General features: G+C 37.6%; 22 protein-coding genes. 2 read left to right on the top strand and 20 right to left on the bottom strand.

The window, feature by feature from the left end; translation table 11 throughout:
- Positions 1-32: 32 nt before the first annotated feature.
- The 5 genes from MKY49_RS04660 to MKY49_RS04640 all read right to left on the bottom strand — a co-directional run bounded on the left by MKY49_RS04660 (position 33) and on the right by MKY49_RS04640 (position 6364).
- Complete coding sequence (locus MKY49_RS04660; protein ID WP_322605981.1) at positions 33-1238, bottom strand: GGDEF domain-containing protein; 1206 nt, start codon at positions 1236-1238, stop codon at positions 33-35.
- A 292-nt stretch (positions 1239-1530) separates the two neighbouring features.
- Entirely contained in the window at positions 1531-3138 is a 1608-nt protein-coding gene (locus MKY49_RS04655; RefSeq protein ID WP_341385705.1) for a M20/M25/M40 family metallo-hydrolase, read from the bottom strand.
- Between the two features lie 38 nt (positions 3139-3176).
- Positions 3177-4604, bottom strand: a complete 1428-nt coding sequence (locus MKY49_RS04650; RefSeq protein WP_274795926.1) for an amino acid permease — start codon at positions 4602-4604, stop codon at positions 3177-3179.
- Positions 4605-4715: 111 nt separating this feature from the next.
- A complete protein-coding gene (locus MKY49_RS04645; RefSeq protein ID WP_274795925.1) occupies positions 4716-5477 on the bottom strand; it encodes a dimethylarginine dimethylaminohydrolase family protein in 762 nt (253 codons plus the stop codon).
- Positions 5478-5491: 14 nt separating this feature from the next.
- Complete coding sequence (locus MKY49_RS04640) at positions 5492-6364, bottom strand: dimethylarginine dimethylaminohydrolase family protein (protein WP_312506787.1); 873 nt, start codon at positions 6362-6364, stop codon at positions 5492-5494.
- Between the two features lie 274 nt (positions 6365-6638).
- Between MKY49_RS04640 and MKY49_RS04635 the strand changes: the two genes are divergently transcribed.
- Both MKY49_RS04635 and rpmB read left to right on the top strand, forming a co-directional pair.
- Positions 6639-7379, top strand: coding sequence for an IclR family transcriptional regulator (locus MKY49_RS04635; protein WP_274795923.1), 741 nt, complete (start codon positions 6639-6641; stop codon positions 7377-7379).
- A gap of 167 nt (positions 7380-7546) precedes the next feature.
- On the top strand, positions 7547-7735 hold the full coding sequence (gene rpmB / locus MKY49_RS04630; RefSeq protein ID WP_274795922.1) for a 50S ribosomal protein L28: 189 nt from the start codon (positions 7547-7549) through the stop codon (positions 7733-7735).
- Positions 7736-7832: 97 nt separating this feature from the next.
- Here rpmB and spoVM read toward each other — a convergent pair whose 3' ends face one another.
- The 15 genes from spoVM to MKY49_RS04555 form a co-directional block, all read right to left on the bottom strand.
- A complete protein-coding gene (gene spoVM / locus MKY49_RS04625; protein ID WP_099805045.1) occupies positions 7833-7934 on the bottom strand; it encodes a stage V sporulation protein SpoVM in 102 nt (33 codons plus the stop codon).
- Between the two features lie 18 nt (positions 7935-7952).
- Entirely contained in the window at positions 7953-8606 is a 654-nt protein-coding gene (locus MKY49_RS04620; protein WP_312506788.1) for a thiamine diphosphokinase, read from the bottom strand.
- Positions 8603-9271, bottom strand: coding sequence for a ribulose-phosphate 3-epimerase (gene rpe / locus MKY49_RS04615; protein ID WP_274795920.1), 669 nt, complete (start codon positions 9269-9271; stop codon positions 8603-8605). The genes MKY49_RS04620 and rpe overlap by 4 nt, the downstream gene beginning before the upstream one ends.
- 2 nt (positions 9272-9273) lie before the next feature.
- A complete protein-coding gene (rsgA, locus tag MKY49_RS04610; RefSeq protein WP_341385704.1) occupies positions 9274-10158 on the bottom strand; it encodes a ribosome small subunit-dependent GTPase A in 885 nt (294 codons plus the stop codon).
- Positions 10159-10169: 11 nt separating this feature from the next.
- The gene (gene pknB / locus MKY49_RS04605; protein ID WP_341385703.1) at positions 10170-12158 is read right to left on the bottom strand and encodes a Stk1 family PASTA domain-containing Ser/Thr kinase; all 1989 of its coding nucleotides are present in this window, start codon (positions 12156-12158) and stop codon (positions 10170-10172) included.
- Between the two features lie 2 nt (positions 12159-12160).
- Entirely contained in the window at positions 12161-12910 is a 750-nt protein-coding gene (locus tag MKY49_RS04600) for a Stp1/IreP family PP2C-type Ser/Thr phosphatase (RefSeq protein ID WP_274797276.1), read from the bottom strand.
- Between the two features lie 6 nt (positions 12911-12916).
- On the bottom strand, positions 12917-14059 hold the full coding sequence (gene rlmN, locus MKY49_RS04595; RefSeq protein WP_274795916.1) for a 23S rRNA (adenine(2503)-C(2))-methyltransferase RlmN: 1143 nt from the start codon (positions 14057-14059) through the stop codon (positions 12917-12919).
- The gene (gene rsmB / locus MKY49_RS04590) at positions 14059-15420 is read right to left on the bottom strand and encodes a 16S rRNA (cytosine(967)-C(5))-methyltransferase RsmB (RefSeq protein ID WP_341385702.1); all 1362 of its coding nucleotides are present in this window, start codon (positions 15418-15420) and stop codon (positions 14059-14061) included. The genes rlmN and rsmB overlap by 1 nt, the downstream gene beginning before the upstream one ends.
- A complete protein-coding gene (fmt, locus tag MKY49_RS04585) occupies positions 15417-16358 on the bottom strand; it encodes a methionyl-tRNA formyltransferase (protein ID WP_341385701.1) in 942 nt (313 codons plus the stop codon). The genes rsmB and fmt overlap by 4 nt, the downstream gene beginning before the upstream one ends.
- Position 16359: 1 nt before the next feature.
- The gene (gene def, locus MKY49_RS04580; RefSeq protein WP_274795913.1) at positions 16360-16854 is read right to left on the bottom strand and encodes a peptide deformylase; all 495 of its coding nucleotides are present in this window, start codon (positions 16852-16854) and stop codon (positions 16360-16362) included.
- A gap of 87 nt (positions 16855-16941) precedes the next feature.
- Entirely contained in the window at positions 16942-19353 is a 2412-nt protein-coding gene (gene priA, locus MKY49_RS04575) for a primosomal protein N' (protein WP_341385700.1), read from the bottom strand.
- Positions 19350-20354, bottom strand: coding sequence for a bifunctional phosphopantothenoylcysteine decarboxylase/phosphopantothenate--cysteine ligase CoaBC (gene coaBC / locus MKY49_RS04570; protein WP_274795911.1), 1005 nt, complete (start codon positions 20352-20354; stop codon positions 19350-19352). The genes priA and coaBC overlap by 4 nt, the downstream gene beginning before the upstream one ends.
- 125 nt (positions 20355-20479) lie before the next feature.
- Positions 20480-20707 carry a DNA-directed RNA polymerase subunit omega gene (rpoZ, locus tag MKY49_RS04565; RefSeq protein WP_274795909.1) on the bottom strand — a complete coding sequence of 76 codons (228 nt, stop codon included), beginning with the start codon at positions 20705-20707 and terminating at the stop codon, positions 20480-20482.
- A gap of 4 nt (positions 20708-20711) precedes the next feature.
- Positions 20712-21329 carry a guanylate kinase gene (gene gmk / locus MKY49_RS04560; protein WP_274795908.1) on the bottom strand — a complete coding sequence of 206 codons (618 nt, stop codon included), beginning with the start codon at positions 21327-21329 and terminating at the stop codon, positions 20712-20714.
- 43 nt (positions 21330-21372) lie between these two features.
- Positions 21373-22248, bottom strand: a complete 876-nt coding sequence (locus MKY49_RS04555) for a YicC/YloC family endoribonuclease (protein WP_274795907.1) — start codon at positions 22246-22248, stop codon at positions 21373-21375.
- Positions 22249-22376 lie beyond the last annotated feature (128 nt).

The raw sequence follows: 22376 nt of genomic DNA, 5'->3' as shown, positions 1-22376 counted from the left end.
ATTGAATGGCTTGGTAGCAACGTTTTCTGACTTCAAATAGACGCATTTGCTTTTTCATCAAAAATTGCCTTTTTCCGATAAAAGTTATTTCTTCCGTTTTTCTTCGCTCTATATAAAGCTTGGTCAGCTAATTCACAACATGTCTGTAGATGCTCATTTGTTGTAATTTTAGCATGACACATCCCGATACTAACCGTTACATATTCATCAACATCCGATTGTTCGTGGGGAATTTTTAAGTAACGTACTTCCTCTAAAATTTCTTCACATAAAGGCTCAGCAAACTTTTCCGTATGCTGACTAATCATGACAAACTCTTCGCCTCCCCAGCGCGCAACAAAGGCATTATACTTCTCTGCAACTTCTTCTAAAATAGATGCTACTTTGGCGATGGCTTCGTCACCCTTCAAATGCCCATAATAATCGTTAAATTTTTTAAAGCAATCAATATCTATCATCATAACTGTTAAGGATTGAGTTTTATGCAGCTGATGGCCTATTTTAGTCAATTTAATATTAAATGCACGTCGATTTGGTAGATTCGTTAAGGTATCTCTTAAGGCTTGCTCCTTTAACTCATTATTTTTGGCAGCTAGCAACTCTGATAATTGTTTTGTTTTAGTCATTTCTTCATCCAATAAAATATGCTGTGTATTAAATTGCTTTCGAACCTTATAAGTCTGATATTGAATCATGATACCAACAGGTATTAAAAGTGACATAGGTAATATGATTTTAATATTTTCACTGGATACCCCAACGCTCATATACGTACTGGCTATAATTGCTGGTGCTGTCAGCAAGATAATCCAGATAATTTTTCGTAATGGTAATGCAAAAACAGTACAAACAATGATTAAAATCACCTCATATAAAGCTGCGTGATGGAAAAAGTAAACATCCATCACTGAAATAACAGTAATCAATAGGATAATCGTGTAAATATAAACAACAACTAGATGTTCATACTTTTGAATGTTGAAAGAATTTATAGTCATTCGTTTCTCCCTGACAAACAGCAATACTGCTACATCTATATAAAACATGAGGGTATGAATGGCAATATAAATAGGGACCATAGCTCTTTCAGTTTTATCAAAAAAGATTTCTCCGTAATGAATAAGGGTGATAATGAATGATACATACATAAGAGTCCACGCTACCGCCCTCATCCCTTTTAAATTTGACTGAACCATTTCTTTGCGAATAGAAAAAGCTATCTTTTCTTGATTTCCCATAATGCTCGCTCCTAGTGTCCAGATATTTATATTTTCCTATATGTATCGTCTAAATAATGAAAAATACAAGTAAAATGAAATTATTTTGTTTATTTAAAGAATAGTACTTTACTTGCACCCCTAAACACTAATATTGTTGTGAGCCTACGAGCTAATCAAAAGGAATGAATCTTAGTAAATGCGAGATTAATATGCATCATTCAATTACAGAAGCTTTTATACAATAAAAAAGTTGATACTGTTACAGCATCAACTTTTACCATTGTATTCATATTCATGTTAAAAAATTTATCTATCTAAAAAGGCTTTTTATAAGTGTGTCGATCATAACGGGCATTTCTTTAAAAGCACTATCTACATGTAATCGTTCTGTTTTTTGGTGTGCATCTTTGCCAAATGGACCGACATTTAAGACAGGGCCTTGGAGGGCTGTCATTTCTTTAAATGGAATGCTATATGTTTCGCCCCAGACAGGTGTATTTCGTTCAAAGGCTAGCCACTCATTGGATGCATCTGAATAGTTTACATAGCTTAAATCACAAATCCCGTTAAAATAATGAATTTGTTCTACTTCAACACCAAATGTTTGGGCTGTCTTTTTCATCAATTCAATCGACTGTTTTACTAGTGGATGATTGGATGAATTAATGGCAGGGTAGTATGGTGGTGCATATAACAGAACCGTCGCTGGTGCTAATTCCTGACAGCGAATCATGAGCTGGTCTACGATGCGAATGGATTTTTCACGATCATCCCATTCACTATGCTGTAGAACTTGCTGTTTAATTGCTTGTACTTCTTCAGCACCTAATTTTTCGATGGCATGTTCCAATAGAGCTTCGTAACGTAAAACCTTTACCTTGCCTACGCCCTGTACATTTTCTCGTGTACAAATTTGATGATAGCGGTCATTACAAGCAGCCATAGCTTCTAATGCAACCTGTTCAAAAATAGCCATCACTTCTGCAGCTGTACGTTTTAACAAAAAGACATTGTAAAGGGCTGCCGCACGGTATGGCGTTTGTGTAGAATACTCCATTTTTAAATCTTTTAATTGTAACGAGACGGGTAGTGGTGTACTTTCACCTAAATCGCTTTCGCGGAAAAGTGGATTCCACTCCATATGCTGTGTCATATAGGAAGCAATAAAGTTAGCAGTCATGCCTTTTAATGGCTCACCAACATGAGTTTCCTTCCCGTAAAACAGGGCAGCAGGCATGATCTTACCAATGGTCCCTGAATAAATATATTCATTCGTATCAGATGGTCCTTGTGAGAAGGACGGTTCACTATTTAAAAATAATTTATACGTTAAACCATGTTGTTCTCGTAGTCTCACAAGCTCAACTACCGCTGCTCGCATTCCAGCAGAGTTCACTTCCTCATCCGGCACAGCTGTCAATAGTAGATTGATCGGCCATTGTTCAAAGCTAGCTTTTTCAATCAACTGCATGTGTAACGCGAGACCCATTTTCATATCCATTGTGCCGCGACCAAATAAATAATTACCTGACTCCAAATCAATTCGAGCTGCCTCTGGCAAATCTTTTTTATATTTCGGTTCCATTAACTTTTTAGTTAATTCCTCTGGATAAAAAGCTAATGGCTCTAGCTCTCCATATTCCTCCGTATGCACGGTATCAAAATGACTGATTAACACCACAGTTTCTGTTGCCGTTGGATGTTTATATAAGGCTGTTACAGCATTTCTTCCTAAACCGGCATCATGTAATTCAATATACTCAGGATGATTTTTATAATATGGAAGCGTTAACAATTTATCTTTTAATTTATAGGCAAATTCATTTTCGCCCTTTGTTAGTGTTCGACTTTCCCAGCCAACAATTTCACAAAGTAGGGCACGTAGTTTTTCAGGTGTATTCCACATAAAAGTATTCATAAAATTTCTCCTTTAAATCAAATTCGTTCATTTATACTTTAACGAATTTCTACTGACTCTTCCGTTTTGCTCTCTGTCGTTGCAGTCTTTGCTTTTTTTAGTTTCAATTGATAAAAAATCATACAGGCAATAAAGAAGCCAATCCCATACAACAAACCAATTCTTTGGGTAGGATCAAACGCTAAAAATACTAAAATTAAAAAACAAAAGACAATGCAAAATACGGGAATTAACGGATATAGTGGCGTTTTAAATTTTAAATCATCCAACTTTCCACCAGACTTTATATAACGATGACGGAACATTAATTGTGAAGCACATATTCCCATCCAAGAAATTGTAACCGATATCCCTGCCACGGACATGAGTAAAACAAATACTGCGTCGGCTTCCATTACACTTGTTAATAACGATAATAGAGAGAAAACCATAGTAAAAATAAGGGCATTTAAAGGCACTTTATTTTTAGTAAGTCTGCCAAATAATTTAGGCGCCATCCCCTCTTGTGACATCGAGAATAATAAACGTGTAGAGGCATACAGACATGAATTCCCGACAGATAAAATCGCCGTTAATATAACGAAATTCATAATACCTGCTGCATAAGGAACACCAGCTAAATTCATCAACGTTACAAATGGACTTTCCATTAGACCAAGCTCAGATGCTGGGAATATCGCTGATAATACAATAATAGAGGCAATATAAAAGACAATAATTCTAAACAGGATTGTACGAATTGCTCTTGGGATATTTTTTTCAGGACTTTCTGTTTCACCTGCCGCAATTCCAACAAGCTCTGATCCCTGATAAGAGAAAATAACATTCATCATTGTGACAAAAATAATGGAAATACCTGCTGGGAATAAGCCAGACGGTGCTAAATTTGTCAAATGTGGAGTTGGACGATCTGCCAGAGGAATTACACCAAATATTGCCGCTCCTCCTATAATAATAAAGGCAATGACTGCAATTACTTTTATACTGGCAAACCAAAATTCCGCTTCAGCAAAGCCCTTTGTTGTTAAGGCATTTAAGACAAATAAAAGAACCATAAATACAGCACACCATATCCAAATTGGCACTGTCGGAAACCAATGCTGCATTAAAATGCCTGCTGCTGTAAATTCAACGCCCGCTGTGGCAGCAGAACCGACAAAATACATCCAACCTAATGAAAAACCTGCTGAGGGACTAATAAAGCGTGTTGCATAAGTTTGGAAAGAGCCCGTAACAGGCATATAAACAGCTAATTCCCCAAGACAATTCATAACCATAAACAAAATTAAACCACCAAACAAATAGCCGATTAAAGCGCCACCCGGCCCAGCTTGATTAATGGTATAGCCAACATTTAAAAATAAACCCGTTCCAATAACTCCCCCAAGTGAAAGCATCAACAAGTGACGACTTTTCATCGAACGATTTAATTGATTAGTATGAAGCTGATCCCCTTTATTCAACATCCATCCCTACTTCCCATATAATGTAAAAATATTAAATATTCTGATATTTAAAGAATGAAAGTACCCAATCAATTTATCCCTTTTAAATTGATTGGGCCATATGATAATTACTTAAAAACGTAATGATAAACAGCTCAAGCCACCATCATGTTTCCTGAATTCAGACATCTCAAGTTCAATAGTTTGATAACCTAGGTCTAGTAATTTTCGATTTGTTTCCGGGTAACCAGCTGGGATAATGATATAATCATTTACTTGAATACAGTTTGCTGAATATTCATCTTCTTTAGGAATGACAACTTTTTCGTAAGATTCAAATGCAGGATGGTCCACAAACTCTCCAGCTACCACCATACGATTTTCCCCTACATAGGCAATACCTGTTTTTAAATGGAAGAATTCCTTTAATGGGATGATAGTTGCTTCGTAACCCTCTTGCTCAACTATTTCTTTAAATTGCTGTGCACCTTCTTCATTTGTGCGGTCGGAGATTCCTACATAAAACTTCTTCTCTGCTTGCAATACATCTCCACCATCGAGTGTTCCAGAGCCTTTAATATAGTAAATTTTTTCATAGAATTGCTTAACAGCAGGCTCAATTTCTTCAATTTCACGGTTTCGAGCCTCTGCTCCTGGGTTTGAAATAATAGCAAATTCAGGTGTTAAAACAGCAGTATCTTCTACAAATGTAGAATCTGGAAAAGCTTCATTTGCTGGTAATTGTGTTACCTCAACACCACATTTTTTTAAAGCTTCTACATATTTTTCATGCTGCTCAAACAATTTTTCTAAAATGGGTTTTCCTAAATCACTAGTCGTTAAACCGTTGATAAAGCTATTTCCTGGATTTTTAACAATAACATTTTTAAACATATTCTTCTTCTCCTTTATCCTCTTATAACTGGACAAGTTAGACATGTTGGTCCACCTGTTCCTTTAACTGTAATTTCATTGCCTTTATATTCATAAACTGTCGCACCGGCATCAATTAGCTGTTGCTTTGTTGCCGGATTTCCTTCTGGAATAACACAAACTCTAGGTGCAAGCGCTAAGACATTACAGCCCAGTGCGTCATACTCTTCTTTCGGTACTTCTATTAATTGAATACCACGTTCAATGAGCAGCTGACGGAAAAAGACTGGCATTAAACGTGAATGCACTACTGCTAGATCATGATCTACCATACTAATGAAAGACATTAAGTGTAGACATTCAGTTTCACCTAAATCATGTGGTAGCTGTACCACAATAAACTCATCTACATTGTCAGCTGTCATTTCTTTTAGCTGACGAATAGCTTCATCATTTGTTCGATACCCTCTACCTACCACAAGCGTTCGATCATCAAGCCAAACAATATCTCCTCCGTCAGAAACGGCCTCCCCAGAGAGTTCTCCAATGATCGGGATACCTCTATCTTGTAAAAAATTTTTATACACCGCTGCTTCTGGCTGTCTTAATGTTTTACCTGATTTTAGTATAATGGCCCCGCTAGGCGTGAATTTGACCGGGTCATGCGCATAAATGGAATCCAATCCTACTTCATCTGCTTCCGGCAAATAATCAATCGTATCAACATACTTTTCAAGAATTCCAACAAATTCAGCATATTCACTTAGAGCTTCCTCATAGTTAGGCTCTGATAAGTAGTTAAATGTTTTCCATTCATCCGCAAGATGTGCTTGGCTTCGGAAAGCGTCTTTAGGATGTTTTACTATAACGCGTTTCAAAGGTGCATACATTGATGAACAATAATGCATTCCTTTCACCTCATTTCCGTGTAGTGGAAAACGTTTCCGTTAAGAGGAAAGTTTATATGAAGAATATATTCGTTTTATGCTATACTGTCAATATATTTAGAAAACTTTTTATTTTTCTTTTATTGTTATGTAGTTACATTCTCGTAGAAAAACTATACTGATCATGAAAGATATCAATTTGAACCTGACCTGAGAAACATTAACCACTTAGAAATTTTGGAACTAGACGTAGATGAAGAATAAAAATAAAATAGGATGAAGGGAGGTGGGACAAATGCAATTATTAGAGCGAGCTATGACGATTGCGAAGGTTTTAGCTTCTGAAGCAAATGACAGTAGCTTGTCCATTTCAGAGCTTTCTACAAAATGCGATTTACCCTTAAGTACTTTACATAGAATTTTAAAGGCCATGATTAAACAAGGTATGATTGAGCAAGATGAACAATCGAAGCACTATCGTCTTGGGACAATATGGATGGAGCTTGGACTACAAGTGTATGACACAATGGACTATATTAGTAAAATTAGACCTGAGTTAGAGCGCTTGGCAAGAGAGGTTGAAGAAAGCGTCTATTTAAGTAAGCCTGCCGGTTTAGATACGATTATTATTGAAAGAATAGACAGTGCAGCAAATCCTATTCGAATTTATGACCAGCTAGGTATACGGATACCTATGCATATCGGTGCGGCAAATAAAGCCATTCTTGCCTCTCTGCCCGACACACAATCCAAAGAAATTTTAGAGCAGCTTGTAATGCAAGATGAAATAGCTGAAATAGAGGAACAGCTTCGCCAAATTCGGCAACAAGGATATGCGATTAGTCATGGGGAACGATCTGCAGGTACGTCCTCCATTGCAGTTTCTGTTATAGATGGTTTTGGGGAAGTGATTGGGGCAGTAAGCATCGGCTTTGTGAATTTTAATGTCTCTCAAGACCATATTAATACATTAATTGAGCGTTTGGTTGATACTGGCAAACGTGTGTCAATGAAACTTGGTTATCGAGGGAAATGATAGAGGACCACTTTTTTTACGTTTTTTTGCCTGTAAAGGTTTTTTTCTTGAAAGGTTATGTGAAAACTGTTGCACTGAACGCCATCGTATGTTAAATTATTATGGTATGTGAAATACCGAACTGAAATAATAATCTTTCAGCATCAACAGTAAGGAGGGAATACAACATGCCAAAACAATGTGTAATCACTGGACGTAAAACTCGTACTGGTAACAACCGTTCCCACGCTATGAACGCTAACAAACGTACTTGGGGTGCTAACCTTCAAAAAGTTCGTATCTTAGTTGACGGTAAACCAAAACGTGTATGGGTTTCTGCTCGTGCATTAAAATCAGGTAAAATTGAGCGCGTTTAATCGCAGCTTCTAAAAAATCGATTTCGCATTGAGCGTAAATCGATTTTTTTCTTTCATTAGTATATAAATAGAAGTAAAGTAAAAAATCCGACTAACATCAGTCGGATTTTTTTACTTTCTTATCTTTTTTAAATAGGTTAATACAAGTACGCGTGATACTACTCACAAATTTCGGCAGCTGGAACGTATATACTTTCAGGACTCTCTCCCCCTTACGCTAATCTATGCTTCTTATCATTAAACATATGCCTCGTGAGAAAGATATAGACCCTGAAGTTCCTATTATTTCATTACTTGTGAATCGAGTTGTTCCTAAAGAAATTTCCTCATTCGTTGTTTCATATTTTACTTGTCGCAATGTCACTTCCTGAATAGGCTCTTCATGAGCAAAAAAGGACAAGTATCGGTATCGACTATCTGCATAAATCGTATGGTTACCTGGTAGTAAAAATTGCAACATATTTGAATGATTGATAATCTTCAGCTCAACATGAGGGTGCTCTTTTTGTAATCTATAAATGGAACGAACAGCTGCCTCATAATGATCTAAACGTCCACCCGTAACACCCGTCAAAATAATTTCTTGAGGCGCATACGTATAGGCTTTCAGCAAAGCTAGATCCGTATCTGTTTCATTTTTTTCTTCCTGAAAACGCTGCTGATCATCTGTTTGTGCCATTACCAATTGATACTCCTCGTCGGTTAAGGAATCAAAGTCACCAACAATGGCATGAGGGGTAATCCCATGCTCAATTAAATATAAAGCTCCACGATCCGCTCCAATAAACACGACATCCTGTTGTTGTTGAAATGAAGAGAATGAACAAAGTTCTTGTTTTGGTCCACCTGCACAAACAACGACTGTCGTCATCCTTTAATCGCAGCCTCACCAGCCGCTAAAATCTCTTGAAGTGCAGCTGTTCGATCTTCTTTACTATAAATTGCTGATCCTGCCACAAAAATAGTCGCTCCAGCCTGTGCACATGGAACAATCGTTTCAGCAGTAATACCTCCATCAATTTCAATGGCGATATCAAGACCTCGCTCTTTAATCATTGTCGATAATGCTTCAATTTTAGGCACAACAGAATGAATAAATTTTTGTCCACCAAAGCCTGGATTGACAGTCATCAATAATACCATATCAATATCTTCCAAAATGTGTTGAATGGATTCTATTGGTGTATGTGGATTTAATACAACACCAGCCTTTACGCCGTACGAACGAATTAATTGTATAGTACGATGTAAATGACGGCATGCCTCCACATGTACTGTAATATAGTCTGCTCCAGCTTTAGCAAACTGTTCAATATATTGATCTGGATTTTCGATCATTAAATGCACATCTAAAGGTAGTTCAGTTAAAGGACGGATTGCATCTAATACGATAGAACCAAATGAAATATTTGGCACAAAGTGACCATCCATTACGTCAATATGAATTAGTGTTGCACCCGCTTGCTCTACTTCCTTTACTTCTTCTCCTAATTTTGCAAAATTCGCTGCTAAAATTGATGGTGCTATTTGTATCATGATTAATACCTCGGCTTTCGGTCCATAATTTCTTGCATAAACTGTTCGTAATGCTTGTAGCGGTAGTCACGAATATCCCCGGTTTCTACTGCCGCCTTTACTGCACATTTTGGCTCTTTCAAGTGTAAACAACCTCTGAATTTACAATCATCCGCAATTTTAGCCATTTCCGGAAAACATGCACCTAGTTCTTCTTTTTCAATTTCATCAAAATCAAAAGAACTAAATCCAGGAGTATCTGCCAGTAAACCATCACATACCTCAATAAGCTCAACATGACGAGTGGTATGTTTTCCTCGTCCTAAACTTTGCGAGATTATGCCTGTTTTTAAATTGAGATCAGGAATTAATGTATTAAGCAATGTTGATTTACCAACGCCAGATTGGCCTGCTAATACAGTCGTTTTACCCTTTAAAATAGGCTGTAAACGTCCAATTAACTCTTCTTCATCTTTATAAGTTTGTAAAACCGTATAGCCCATGCTTTGATAATCTTCAATATACTGCTGTAATTCCTTACGCTCTTCAGGATTTAGTAAATCCATTTTTGTTAAACAAATAATAGGATGTACATGGAATGATTCTAACACCACTAAAAAGCGATCTAGTAAAATGGTATTGAAATTTGGCTCTTTTACGGAAAATACTAAAATACCTTGATCAATATTGGCAATTGGCGGACGAACCAATTCATTTTGACGCGCTAATATCTTTTGAATCGTGCCATCCGAACCTTCTGTTTCCATTGTATATTCTACCATATCGCCGACAAGCGGAGATTCTCCACGATTTCGAAAAACCCCGCGCCCTCGACATTGTATAAGTTGCTGACCATCATAAACATAGTAGTAACCGCTTAATGCTTTTCTTATTTGGCCTTGCGCCATCCAATTCCTCCTTAATTGACATCATCATAATTAACTTTGTCTTCAAAAATTATTTCTGAGTCACGAATAATTCTATAACTTGCATCTTTGCCCTCTTCAATAACAAGCTGTATATTGTAAGTCGTATCCTCTACAATCGAAAATTCTTCAACGGGTTCTGAGAATGTATGATTTTTATCCTGAATTTCAATGCGAATTTTTTGCTCTATTCCCTCTTCTGTAGGTTTATACTCAATTTTTACAGGGATAATCAGTGGTTTCTCTGGCTTTTTAGCTGGTCCTTTACTCATTACAACCGATATAACAGAACCTTCTTCCACCATAGTACCTGGATTTGTTAATTGTGAAATCACACTGCCAGCTGGGATCGACTCATGATATTCTTCACGAGATATACGCCAATTAAGACCCACTCTATTCACATAATCATCCATATCAGCTTTCGTATAATTTACAACGTTTTCAACCCTTACCATCCTAACTCCTTGGCTTACTTTAAACGTGATTGTCTCCTCTTTTGCTAAAACTTCTGTATCCGCGGGAATACTTTGCTCAATAATCCGGCCTTCAGGTTCACGAGAAGGAACATCCTCTTTTATAACCTCTTTATATTTTCCTTTTATTAAAGCTTCGACTTGACTATAATTTTGTCCTACATAATTATCAACGGTCGTCATCTCTACACCTAAGCTAACAATTAAGTCAATCTCTGAGCCTTTTGCTCGCATTGAATTTTTAGCTGGATCTGTTTCGATAACCTTACCCTTTTCAATTTCCTCGTGATTCCGCTCCTGAGGCTCATCACCAACGACAAATCCCTCAGCTTCTAATTTCTTTGTAGCGTCCTCTACGGTTAAATTTGTTACATCAGGTACTGCCACTTTTTTCGGGCTAAATGCATCTGTTGCAAATAAAAAGAATAAGAAGATGACAATAGCTACTAAAAGTAATCCAGCAATATACTTTGGCCAATTTTTCTTTTTTGCCTTCACTGGAGTTGGTTTTTCACTATTTTTTTTAGGTTTTGGTTGAGATGGAGCTTTAACTTCCACAATCGGTTCAATAACTCTTGTTTTGGTTAAATCTTCGTCCTTTTTCAGAACCTGCTCTTTAATAATTGGAATGGCTTTTGTCACATCATTATCAACTGGCACGACAAATTTTGGCTCATTTATACGATTTGGTGATAATACCGTTTCTAAATCATCATACATTTCTTCGACTGTATTATAACGATGAGAAGCCTCTTTCGCTGTTGCCTTAAGCACCACATTTTCCAAACTTTGTGGAATAGTTGCATCGAAAGCACGGACAGAAGGCGTTTCTTTCTGCAAATGTTTGAGTGCAATTGAAACCGCTGATTCACCAGAAAACGGTAATTCACCTGTTAATAATTCATATAAAACAATACCGAGTGCATAAATGTCGGATTTGTTTGTTGCCGTACCACCACGGGCTTGCTCTGGTGATAAATAATGCACCGTACCCAACACTGAATTTGTTTGTGTAAACGATGTAGCACTTAACGTCATGGCGATACCAAAATCAGTTATTTTAACATTGCCCTCTGCATCCATTAAAATATTTTGCGGTTTAATATCACGGTGAATGATATGATTTTCATGTGCATTGGCAATTGCAGATGTTAATTGCTTCATAATGTGCACGCTTCTGGCAGGTGAAATAGGTGCAAATTCTTGTATGTACTGCTTTAACGTTTTTCCTTGAACATATTCCATCACAATATAATGTAGATCTCCATCATCACCTACATCATAAATATTAACAATATTCGGATGTGTAAGACTTGTAGCAGACAGTGCCTCACGTTGAAAACGTCGATGTAATTCATCCTCATTGGAAAAATCGTAACGTAATATTTTAATGGCTACATCACGGTTTAATATCATGTCATGTGCTAAATAAACATTCGACATACCACCGCCGCCAATGAGTTCTAAAATTTTATAACGGTCACTAATTCTTTTACCTACAAGCATTCTTACACCTCCTCATCCTTTTTTGTTAGTAGCACGAGGGAGATATTATCTTCTCCCCCGCTGGCATTTGCTAATTCTACAAGCTTACGCCCTTTCTCCCCAATGGAATCTGGATACGTAATAATAGATGCCATTTCATATACAGTAAGTTTATTACTTAATCCATCTGAACAAATGAGTAAATACGATTCTGATGCTAAATCAACTTCATAAAAGTCTGGTTCTATTGTTTCTTCTGTTCCAACAGCCTTTAAAATGAAATTTTTCTTCGGATGTGTCAAAGCCTCTTCTTCACTTATTTCGCCATTTTCAACCAGTACATTTACATATGAATGATCTCTTGTTATTTGTTGTGCACCATCTTCAAAGAAATAATACACACGACTATCTCCAACATGTGCAATGAAGCAATGATGCTCTTCTATTAACACCGCAATAAACGTCGTGCCCATTCCTTTACAGTCTTCATGTGATAAAGAATAGTCATATATTGTTTTATTTATTTGCTTAACTGTTTGTAATAACCATTCTTTTTTTGATGTTGTTGATACAAAATGATGCGCGTCTGCCTGTAAAAAAAAGGATTCCATCTGTTTAATTGCCATATCACTTGCCACATCACCAGCATTATGACCACCCATGCCGTCCGCTACAAGTGCTAATGCAAGCCCGTCAGGACGTTTAAAGAATGCAGCACGGTCTTCATTAATTGATCGTTTTAAACCAATATCACTTTCGACTGTGTATTCCAACACTGGTCACCTCGTTTCTTCAGATCTCTCTTGTGCACGTAATTGCCCACACGCAGCTGCTATATCTGAACCTTGCTCTCGGCGGATTGTTACGTTAATACCATTTTTCTTTAAAGTTTTTTCAAAAGCAAAAATTTGACTACGAGACGTACGTACATAATCACGTTCTGGCACGTAGTTAACAGGAATTAAGTTAACGTGACATTTAATTCCTTTAATTAATGCAGATAACTCTTCTGCAATTTCTACTGAATCATTTTCACCAGACATCAATCCGTATTCAAAGCTCACACGTCGACCTGTTTTTTTAGTATAATAACGAACTGCTTCCATTAATTCATCTAATTTATATGCACGTGCAATAGGCATTAACTTTTGACGTGCTTCTTGGTTTGGTGCGTGTAGAGATACGGCAAAATTAATTTGTAATTGTTCATCCGCAAATTGATAAATTTTAGGAACTATACCTGAAGTTGAAACGGTTATATGACGTGCGCCAATATTTAATCCTTTTTCATGGTTAATTACTTTTAAGAAGTTCATCATTGCATCATAGTTATCGAAAGGTTCGCCGATACCCATAATAACAATGTGTGATACTCGCTCACCTACTTCGTCTAAAGTCTGCTGGACTTTGACAACTTGCTCCACGATTTCCCCTGCTAATAAATGGCGCTTCAAGCCGCCTAAAGTAGAAGCACAAAACGTACAGCCAATTCGACAACCCACCTGTGTTGTTACACAAACAGAGTTTCCATAATCATGGCGCATTAACACCGTTTCTATTGAATAGCCATCCTGCAATTGAAATAAAAATTTAATTGTACCATCTTTAGACTCTTGCTTAATAATGGTTGATAATGTGGATAAAGCAAAATTGGCAGTTAACTTTTCACGCAATCCCTTTGAAAGATTAGACATCTCTTCAAAAGTTTTCACTCGTTTATTATATAGCCAGTCAAAAATTTGAGCAGCACGGAAAGGCTTTTCGCCATTTTCCTTTAACCACTCTTCTAACTGGTGTGGCTGTAAAGAGTAAATAGACTCTTTTAAATTTGGTTTTTCCTTTTTCACTCGACGTACGGGCTTGTCTTCCGCTTCATCAACTAAATCGTTAATACGTTCATTAAATTTTTCTTGATCCACCATTAGTTGGATTCTCCTTTTTTACGAAAGGCAGCAACGAAGAAACCGTCACTACCAAAGTCTTGTGGAAAGACTTGAAGCATGCCATTAGCTTGCTTTTCCGCTAATTTTGTTGGTAAAGATTCTAGTTGTATAGCTTCCATTTCTGGATGTGCTGTTAAAAAGGCTTTAACTGTGCCTTCATTTTCTTGAGTATCTACTGTACAAGTACTGTACACAAGCTTCCCATCTATTTTCAATACTTTTGTTGCTGCATCAAGTAAGGCCAATTGGATCTTTTGAAGATTTTCTAAATCTTCTTCTCGTTTTGTATATTTAATATCTGGCTTACGTCGCATAACTCCTAGTCCGCTACACGGTGCATCAACTAAAATGGCATCAAAAGACGCTGCTTTTAAAAATTCTGCTGCTTTACGTCCATCTATTGGAGCTGTTTCTACAATATCCAACCCAAGACGTTCTGTATTATGGTCAATTAAATCTAATTTATGTGGATGAAGATCTGTTGCTAAAATGGAGCCTTCATTGTTCATTATTTCAGCTAAATGTGTTGTCTTTCCACCCGGAGCTGCACACATATCCAAGACACGCATACCTGGAGATGGATTTAACACTTTAGCAGGGATCATTGAACTTTCATCCTGTATAGTAATAAGACCTTCTTTGAATGCTTTTGTGCGTGCTGGTTGTCCATTTGTTACATGTAAACATTCAGGCATTATATCACTTTGCTGTGCTGTTAATCCTTCATTCTCTAGTTCCTCAATAGCTTGTTCAACTGATGCTTTTGTAGTATTTACACGCACTGTTTGCACAGGTGGAACATTATTTTCCTGTAACATGGCTGTTGCTACTTCTAGACCGTAGTTTGCTACAAATCGTTGCACTAACCATTCTGGATGACTAGTTTCAATAGCAAGACGCTCGATCGGATCCTCAATACTATCTGTAGAAGGAACACCACTTCGTAATATTGATCTTAAAATACCATTGACCATCGAAGCAATTCCACGATGTCCTCGACGCTTGGCAATTTCTACTGCCTCGTTTACAGCGGCATGCGGTGGTATGCGCGTTAAATAATGAATTTGATATAAGGATATTCTTAATAACCAACGAACCCAATGATCGACTGAACCGCGAATAAAAGGCTCTAAATAAAAATCGAGCGTCATTTTATGCTGTAATGTTCCATACGTAATTTCAGTTAATAATGCGCGATCTTTTGCTTCTATTTTATGTCTTTTAATGGTTTCATTTAGCAATAAATTGCTATAGGCTTGATTTTTATCAACTGCTAACAGAATAGATAATGCAGCATCTCGCACATTTCCATCCCAAATAACTACACTTTTTTTACTCATTTAAATTGGTCCCCAATCTGTAATTTAGAACCTGTGCCACGTAAATATTCCTCTGCCGTCATGCGCTTTTTACCAGCAGGTTGGATATCATATAAGGCTAACGTTGTTCCATTGCCAGCTGCAACTTCAAAATGATCTTTTGCAATCGCAACTACCGAACCTGGGTTCACCTCATGCTTACTATTACCAATAGTCGCCCACCAAATTTTAAAGTTACCATCCTCAAAAGTTGTATACGCTACTGGCCATGGATGAAGACCACGTACTTGATTGTATAAAGTAGCAGCATCCTTTGTCCAATCAATGCGCTCCTGCTCTCTGGAAATATTGCTTGCAAAAGTAACCTGTGCTTCATCTTGAACTGTACGACTATTTGTACCATTAATAATAGAAGGAAGTGTATCCTTTAATAATTCACGGCCAACCATACTTAACTTTTCAAAAAGTCTACCGGTATGATCATCTTCTTCAATCGGAATAGCTTTTTGGGAAATAATATCTCCAGCATCCAGTTTTTCTGCCATATACATGATTGTGACTCCTGTCTCCTTTTCACCATCTATAATGGCTTGGTGAATAGGAGCACCTCCACGATACTTTGGTAGTAGAGAAGCATGGACATTAATACAGCCAAGAGCTGGAGCATCTAATAATTCCTTTGGTAGTATTTGTCCAAATGCTGCTGTTATGACTAAATCAGGCTGTAAGGCAAGAATTTGCTGTAACTCCTCAGAGCCGCGTAATTTTTCTGGTTGAATAACTGGTAAGCCAAGCTCCAAAGCTGCAGCTTTCACAGGTGGTGGTGTTAATACACGCTTACGTCCAACTGGACGATCTGGTTGTGTCACAACTGCTTTAATATCGTACCCTTCATCATGTAGCATACGCAAAATAGGCGCAGAGAAGTCAGGTGTCCCCATAAAAATAATAGACGTCATTTTATTCCTCCTCTTCTGCGTACATTTCTTCAAGTTCTTCTGCTGTTACAATACGTTTAATTTTTGAATCGAAAAGTACCCCATCTAAATGATCGATTTCATGTAAGATCGCGCGGGCATCAAAGTCTCCCGCCTCTAATTCATAAACACGCCCTTCACGGTCACATGCTTCAATTTTTACATAAGTAGGTCGTTCAACCTCACCATATAATCCCGGAAAACTCAAACAACCTTCGATATCTACTTCTGCTCCATCTGTTTCAATGACAGTTGGATTAATCATTTCTAAAATATCACGTTCCTCACCTAGCTCCACAATGGCAACTCGCAAGCCAACATTTATTTGTGGTGCTGCGATACCTACACCATCATATTCCACCATTGTGTCATATAAATCATCCAGTAATGTAATAATTTCATCATTAATTTCTGTCACTTCAGCACATGGTGTTGATAGTACTTTTGCTGGGTTTTCAATTACTTTTTTAATAGCCATCTTTATTTCCTCATTTCTGCTTTAAAGCCTTCCTTTACAAAAACCTTGAAAGGTATTTTTTGTAAACGGATATTGCCGCTGTTTTCACTATATAGTAGACGGATCTAAATCTACCGTCATTAATATTCCCTGTTTAATCCATTCTGCTCGATACATGGCAAGCAGGCGCTGTAACACTGGAATTAGATTTGGTTCAATTTTATATTTTATCAAACATTGATAACGATATCTATTTTGGAGGCGAGCAATACTCGCCGTTGTTGGTCCAATAATTGCTACTTGATTCGATAAATTTTCACGTAGCCAATCTGCCACTCGTCCTGCATATTCGGCGGCCATCATGACATCTTCATGAGATAGTTGTATAAGAGCTACAAAATAATAGGGTGGATAGCTTGAACGTCTTCTTAAAAACATCTCCCGTTCATAAAAAGGTTCATAATCCTGAGTTTTAGATAATTCAATGGCATAATGCTCAGGTGTATACGTCTGAATAATAACCTCCCCTGGCTTATCATGTCGTCCAGCCCTACCGCTTACCTGTGTTAGTAGCTGAAATGTGCGTTCTGCTGCCCGGTAATCAGGTAAATGTAGAGATGTATCGGCACTAAGTACACCTACTAGTGTAATATTCGGAAAGTCCAAGCCCTTTGCAATCATTTGAGTACCTAATAAAATATCTGCTTGTCCTGCTCCAAATGTCTCCAATATTTCTTCATGTGCCCCTTTATGCTTTGTTGTATCAACATCCATTCGTAATACTCTTGCTTCAGGGAACAACTTATAAATTTCTTCCTCTACTTTTTGTGTACCTGTACCAAAATAACGAATATGATCACTTTGACATTGCGGACATATTTGAGGAACATGCTCCTCATAACCACAATAATGACATTTTAATTTTTCAGTTGTCCGATGATAGGTTAAAGAGATATCGCAATTTGGACATTGTACAACCGTGCCACAATCCCGACAAAGTACAAATGACGAATAGCCACGACGATTTAAAAAGAGCACCATCTGCTCTTTTTTCTCAAGTCTTACGCGGATTGCTTCAATAAGTGATTGTGAAAACATAGAACGATTCCCTTGTCGAAGCTCTTCACGCATATCTGCAATATAAACAGTGGGCAGGGCTTGATGTAAGGCTCGTTGTTTTAATGAAAGCAGCGTATAAACACCCTTTTTAGCTCTGGCGAATGACTCTAACGCTGGTGTCGCACTACCTAAAATAATAGGACATTTATAAAATTCGCTTCGCCAGATGGCTACATCTCTTGCATGATAACGAGGCGAATCTTCTTGCTTATAAGTTGATTCATGTTCCTCATCCAAAATAATAAGACCTATATTGGTAAAGGGTGCAAAAATAGCTGAACGAGCACCAACCACAACTTTCACTTTACCTTGTTGAATTTTACGCCATTCATCATACTTCTCACCAACAGATAACCCACTATGCATAACAGCAACCATCTCACCAAAGCGACTACGGAATCGTTCAGTCATTTGTGGAGTTAAAGAAATTTCAGGTACAAGCATAATAGCTTCTTTTCCATCATTTAATACCTTCTGTATAGCTTGTAAATAAACCTCTGTTTTGCCGCTCCCTGTTATACCATGTAATAAAAATGTTTCAGCTGTTTGCTGCTCCATAGCTGTATTAATAGCTTGTAGAGCAACCTGCTGCTCATCTGTTAATTGTAAGGCTTGCGTACGTGAAACTTCTTTCGTAAATGGATCACGAAATACTTCCTCTTGAATAAATTGAGCAGCTCCTTTATCAATTACAGCCTCTAATACTGATAAAGAAACCCCTGCTTCGTCACAAATCTGCTGGGGCGACAATATTTCGCCTAGGTGTTGACACATCCATTGCAGTAATAACCGTTGTTTAACTGCTCTAGAGGATTGTCCCAAAGCACGTTCAACAAGTTGTTGGTCTGCTGTAATTTGAACCATACGTATCTCTTTCACATTCCCCTGTTGCTTCACAACATTTTCGATTGTAACAATGTTCTCTGCAACCAGTTGCTTCAATAGAGGAAGTAAACCTTCTCGCTCAAATTCTTTAAAATTAACTTGTTGCCGCTTACCGAATATAGGCTGCACTTCTTCTGGCAAAGTTTGATTTTTTTGTAACTTAATTATTTTTTCATATTTAGCTCGCAGTGCAGATGGTAACATCACTTGTAATGCATCAATTTCATAACAAATGGTGTTATTTTTTAACCACTTCGCCATTTGAAGCATTTCTTCTGTCAGCGCTGGCTCCATATCTAAAATTTGAGTGATTCCCTTTAATTTATTCAATGGAACATCGGTTTCATGTTTCAAACCTACGATAAATCCTAATACATTCCTTGGACCAAATGGCACTTTAACACGGCATCCTAATTCAATGACACTTTCCCATTCTGGAGGTACTTGATAATCAAATGGACGGTCTACATGATAGGTAGAGACATCTACAATGACCTCCGCGATTAAAATACTCATTGTGCCTCGTCCTTTATAATATGAGACCAAAGTGTCTGTGCAAAAAACTGAGGATTCGAAGTAGCTAAGAACTGGCCATTAAGCTGCGCTTGGTCACTAAAATCAATCCAGCTATCAGAAAGTATGTTAAACATCGGTTTGCCTTGAACTTGCTGTCCAAAAGTGACTGCTTTCATTCCTTCTACAGAAACTATAGGCGTTTTCTCGATGGTTGGTACATTCGCTGCATAAATAAAAAATGCTTGTGGATATTGAATTTTATAGGCTTCCAGTTGTTGAATCACATCATATAAATTGCTATTTTCTATTTCAATTACATGGGCGCCTAGCCTTTTTGCCTCATCTGCTAAAGCATGTCCGATTTGACCGTTTGCCTGTGGGCTAATCATATGCTGTTCATCCACTGGCACTTGTAAGGCACCTGCTATTACTAGGACTGTTTGACCTGCTAATGGTTTAGTTTTCCCTGAAAAGAAATCTTGCACAAGTGCAGTAATTTTTTCTGGTTCCTCTAGACGTCCTTTTCCGACATAACCACATGCTAAAAACCCCTCCGAAGGCTCAATAAATTGATAACCATCAGCAGATAGTCTATCCAAATTACGTTTTACAGCTGGATGGTCGTACATGTGCACATTCATTGCTGGCGCAATCCAGACAGGTGCAGTAGTAGCAAGAAGAGTTGTTGTGATCATATCATCTGCGATACCATTGGCTAATTTTCCAATTATATTGGCTGTCGCTGGTGCTACTAAAATCAAATCAGCCCAATCCGCTAAATCAATATGCGCAATCACCCTTGAATCTTTTTCATCAAAGGTGTCAAAATAAACATCATTTTTGGACATCACTTGAAAACTTAACGGATTCACAAACTGTCTAGCAGAGGCAGTCATGACGACCTTTACATTTGCCCCCGCCTGTGACAGCTTACTAACGAGCGCCACAGCCTTATAAACCGCGATCCCGCCTGAAACACATAGTAAAATATTTTTATTCATGCTAAGTGTCTTCCTTTCAAATGATAAGCTCCCAAAGAAGGATTCCCTGGGAGCTCACGGCATTCTGTATAATCAAAATCTACTGCAAACTAGCATGCACGTAAACATAGTGTTTTACATGGATGTTAGATTTCGTCTTCGTACACAGCTGACTCATCCTGTGATACTTTCGTAAGTACACCTGCCGCTACTTCTTCAAGTGCTTTACCCACGTATTTATGAGAAACGTACTTGTGTAAGCGTTCTGTGTCTTGTTCTTCTTGCATTTGGCGAGCGCGTTTAGAAGCAAGGCTCACTAAAGAATATTTTGAATCGATTTCTTTTTTTAAAGCATCTACTGATGGGTATAGCATTGGTTTATTCTCCTCTCAACATTGACAAATATCTTTTTTCAACACGTTCTCTACGACAATGCTCAGCTTTGATAATCGCATTAATACGATCACAGGCATTCGTCACTTCATCATTCTCCACAACATAGTCATACAAGCTCATCATTTCAAGTTCTTCACTTGCAGTAGCAATGCGTTTTGCAATGATATCCTCTGTTTCTGTCCCACGTCCAACTAAACGATCTTTTAATTCCGTTAAACTTGGAGGGGCTAAGAAAATAAACAAGGCATCTGGTGCTTTTTTACGAATTTGTGCTGCACCCTGCACTTCGATTTCTAAAAATACATCACGACCTGCATCCAGCGTTTCATTCACATACGCTAGTGGTGTACCATAATAGTTACCGACAAATTCAGCGTGCTCTAATAAGCCACCTTGTTCAATTAGCGCTTCAAATTCTACACGCGTCTTGAAAAAATAGTCTACACCATCTACTTCACCTTCGCGAGGATTTCGTGTTGTCATCGAGATGGAATACTCATAATTCGTATTCGGCTGAGAAAATAATTCTTTTCGCACTGTCCCTTTACCTACACCAGATGGGCCAGACAGAACAATTAATAATCCACGTTCTTTTATCATTTATTCTCTATATCTCCCTTAATTTATAACAGACACGTGCAAGTTATTCGATATTTTGAACCTGCTCACGCATCTTTTCTAAAATTGTTTTCGCCTGAACAACAGCAACAGCTGCTTCTGTCGATTGATTCTTTGAACCGATCGTATTGATCTCACGATGTATTTCTTGCATTAAAAAGTCTAATTTTCGTCCAACTGAAATCGTTTCGAGTAATGTTTCTTCAAGCTGGTTGAAGTGACTATCTAATCTGTCTAATTCTTCGGAGATATCTACACGTTCTGCAAAAATTGCTACTTCTGCTAGTAAACGATCTTCTAACAATGTGCCATCTGCAATTTCAGAAATTCGTTCTACTAATCGTGTACGATATTTTTCAACAGCAAGTGAAGAACATAAACGAATCTGATTCACCTGTTCCATTAACTGTTCTTTATATTGTACAACAACTTCTTGCAGTTCTTGCCCTTCACGCTCACGCATTTGTACGAGCTGTTCAATCGCTTGTAAAATCGCTTGTTCAACAGCACTAAGTAAATCCTCAGGTGTAAGTTGTGGCTTTTGTTGTACAAGTGCCTGTTCCAATGATAAAAGCTCTTGCATCGTCCATTTTTCTTCAAGTGGTACTTTACTAGCTAATTGCTCCTTTGCCTTACGATACGCTTCAATTAATGACCAATTAATCTCAATAGATTGCTCTACGTTATCTAAGTCCTTCACATATACCATCACATCAATTTTGCCGCGTGACAAAGCTTGAGAAATAAGTTTTTTAGCAAAAATTTCTGCTTCAAGCCATTCTTTCGGAAATTTCGCATTGATTTCTAAAAAGCGATGGTTGACCGAGCGCATTTCCACGGTTAATTGAAAGTCTCTAGTTGTTGTGACACCTCTGCCAAAACCAGTCATACTACGCACCAAGGTTCGTCACACCTTTCTTTGCATACTGGGATTATTATAACATAAGCTCTGTCGATTATGACGACTCTCCAAAAAAAATTGGATAGAGTAAAAGCTAATTCTACCACAATTGAAGCTATATTTTAATA

Source organism: Lysinibacillus sp. FSL M8-0134, from assembly GCF_038069745.1.
GTDB classification, from domain to species: Bacteria; Bacillota; Bacilli; order Bacillales_A; family Planococcaceae; genus Lysinibacillus; species Lysinibacillus irui.
The sequence above is the reverse complement of the archived record's forward strand: the minus strand, read 5'-3'. Positions and strand labels throughout refer to the sequence as shown.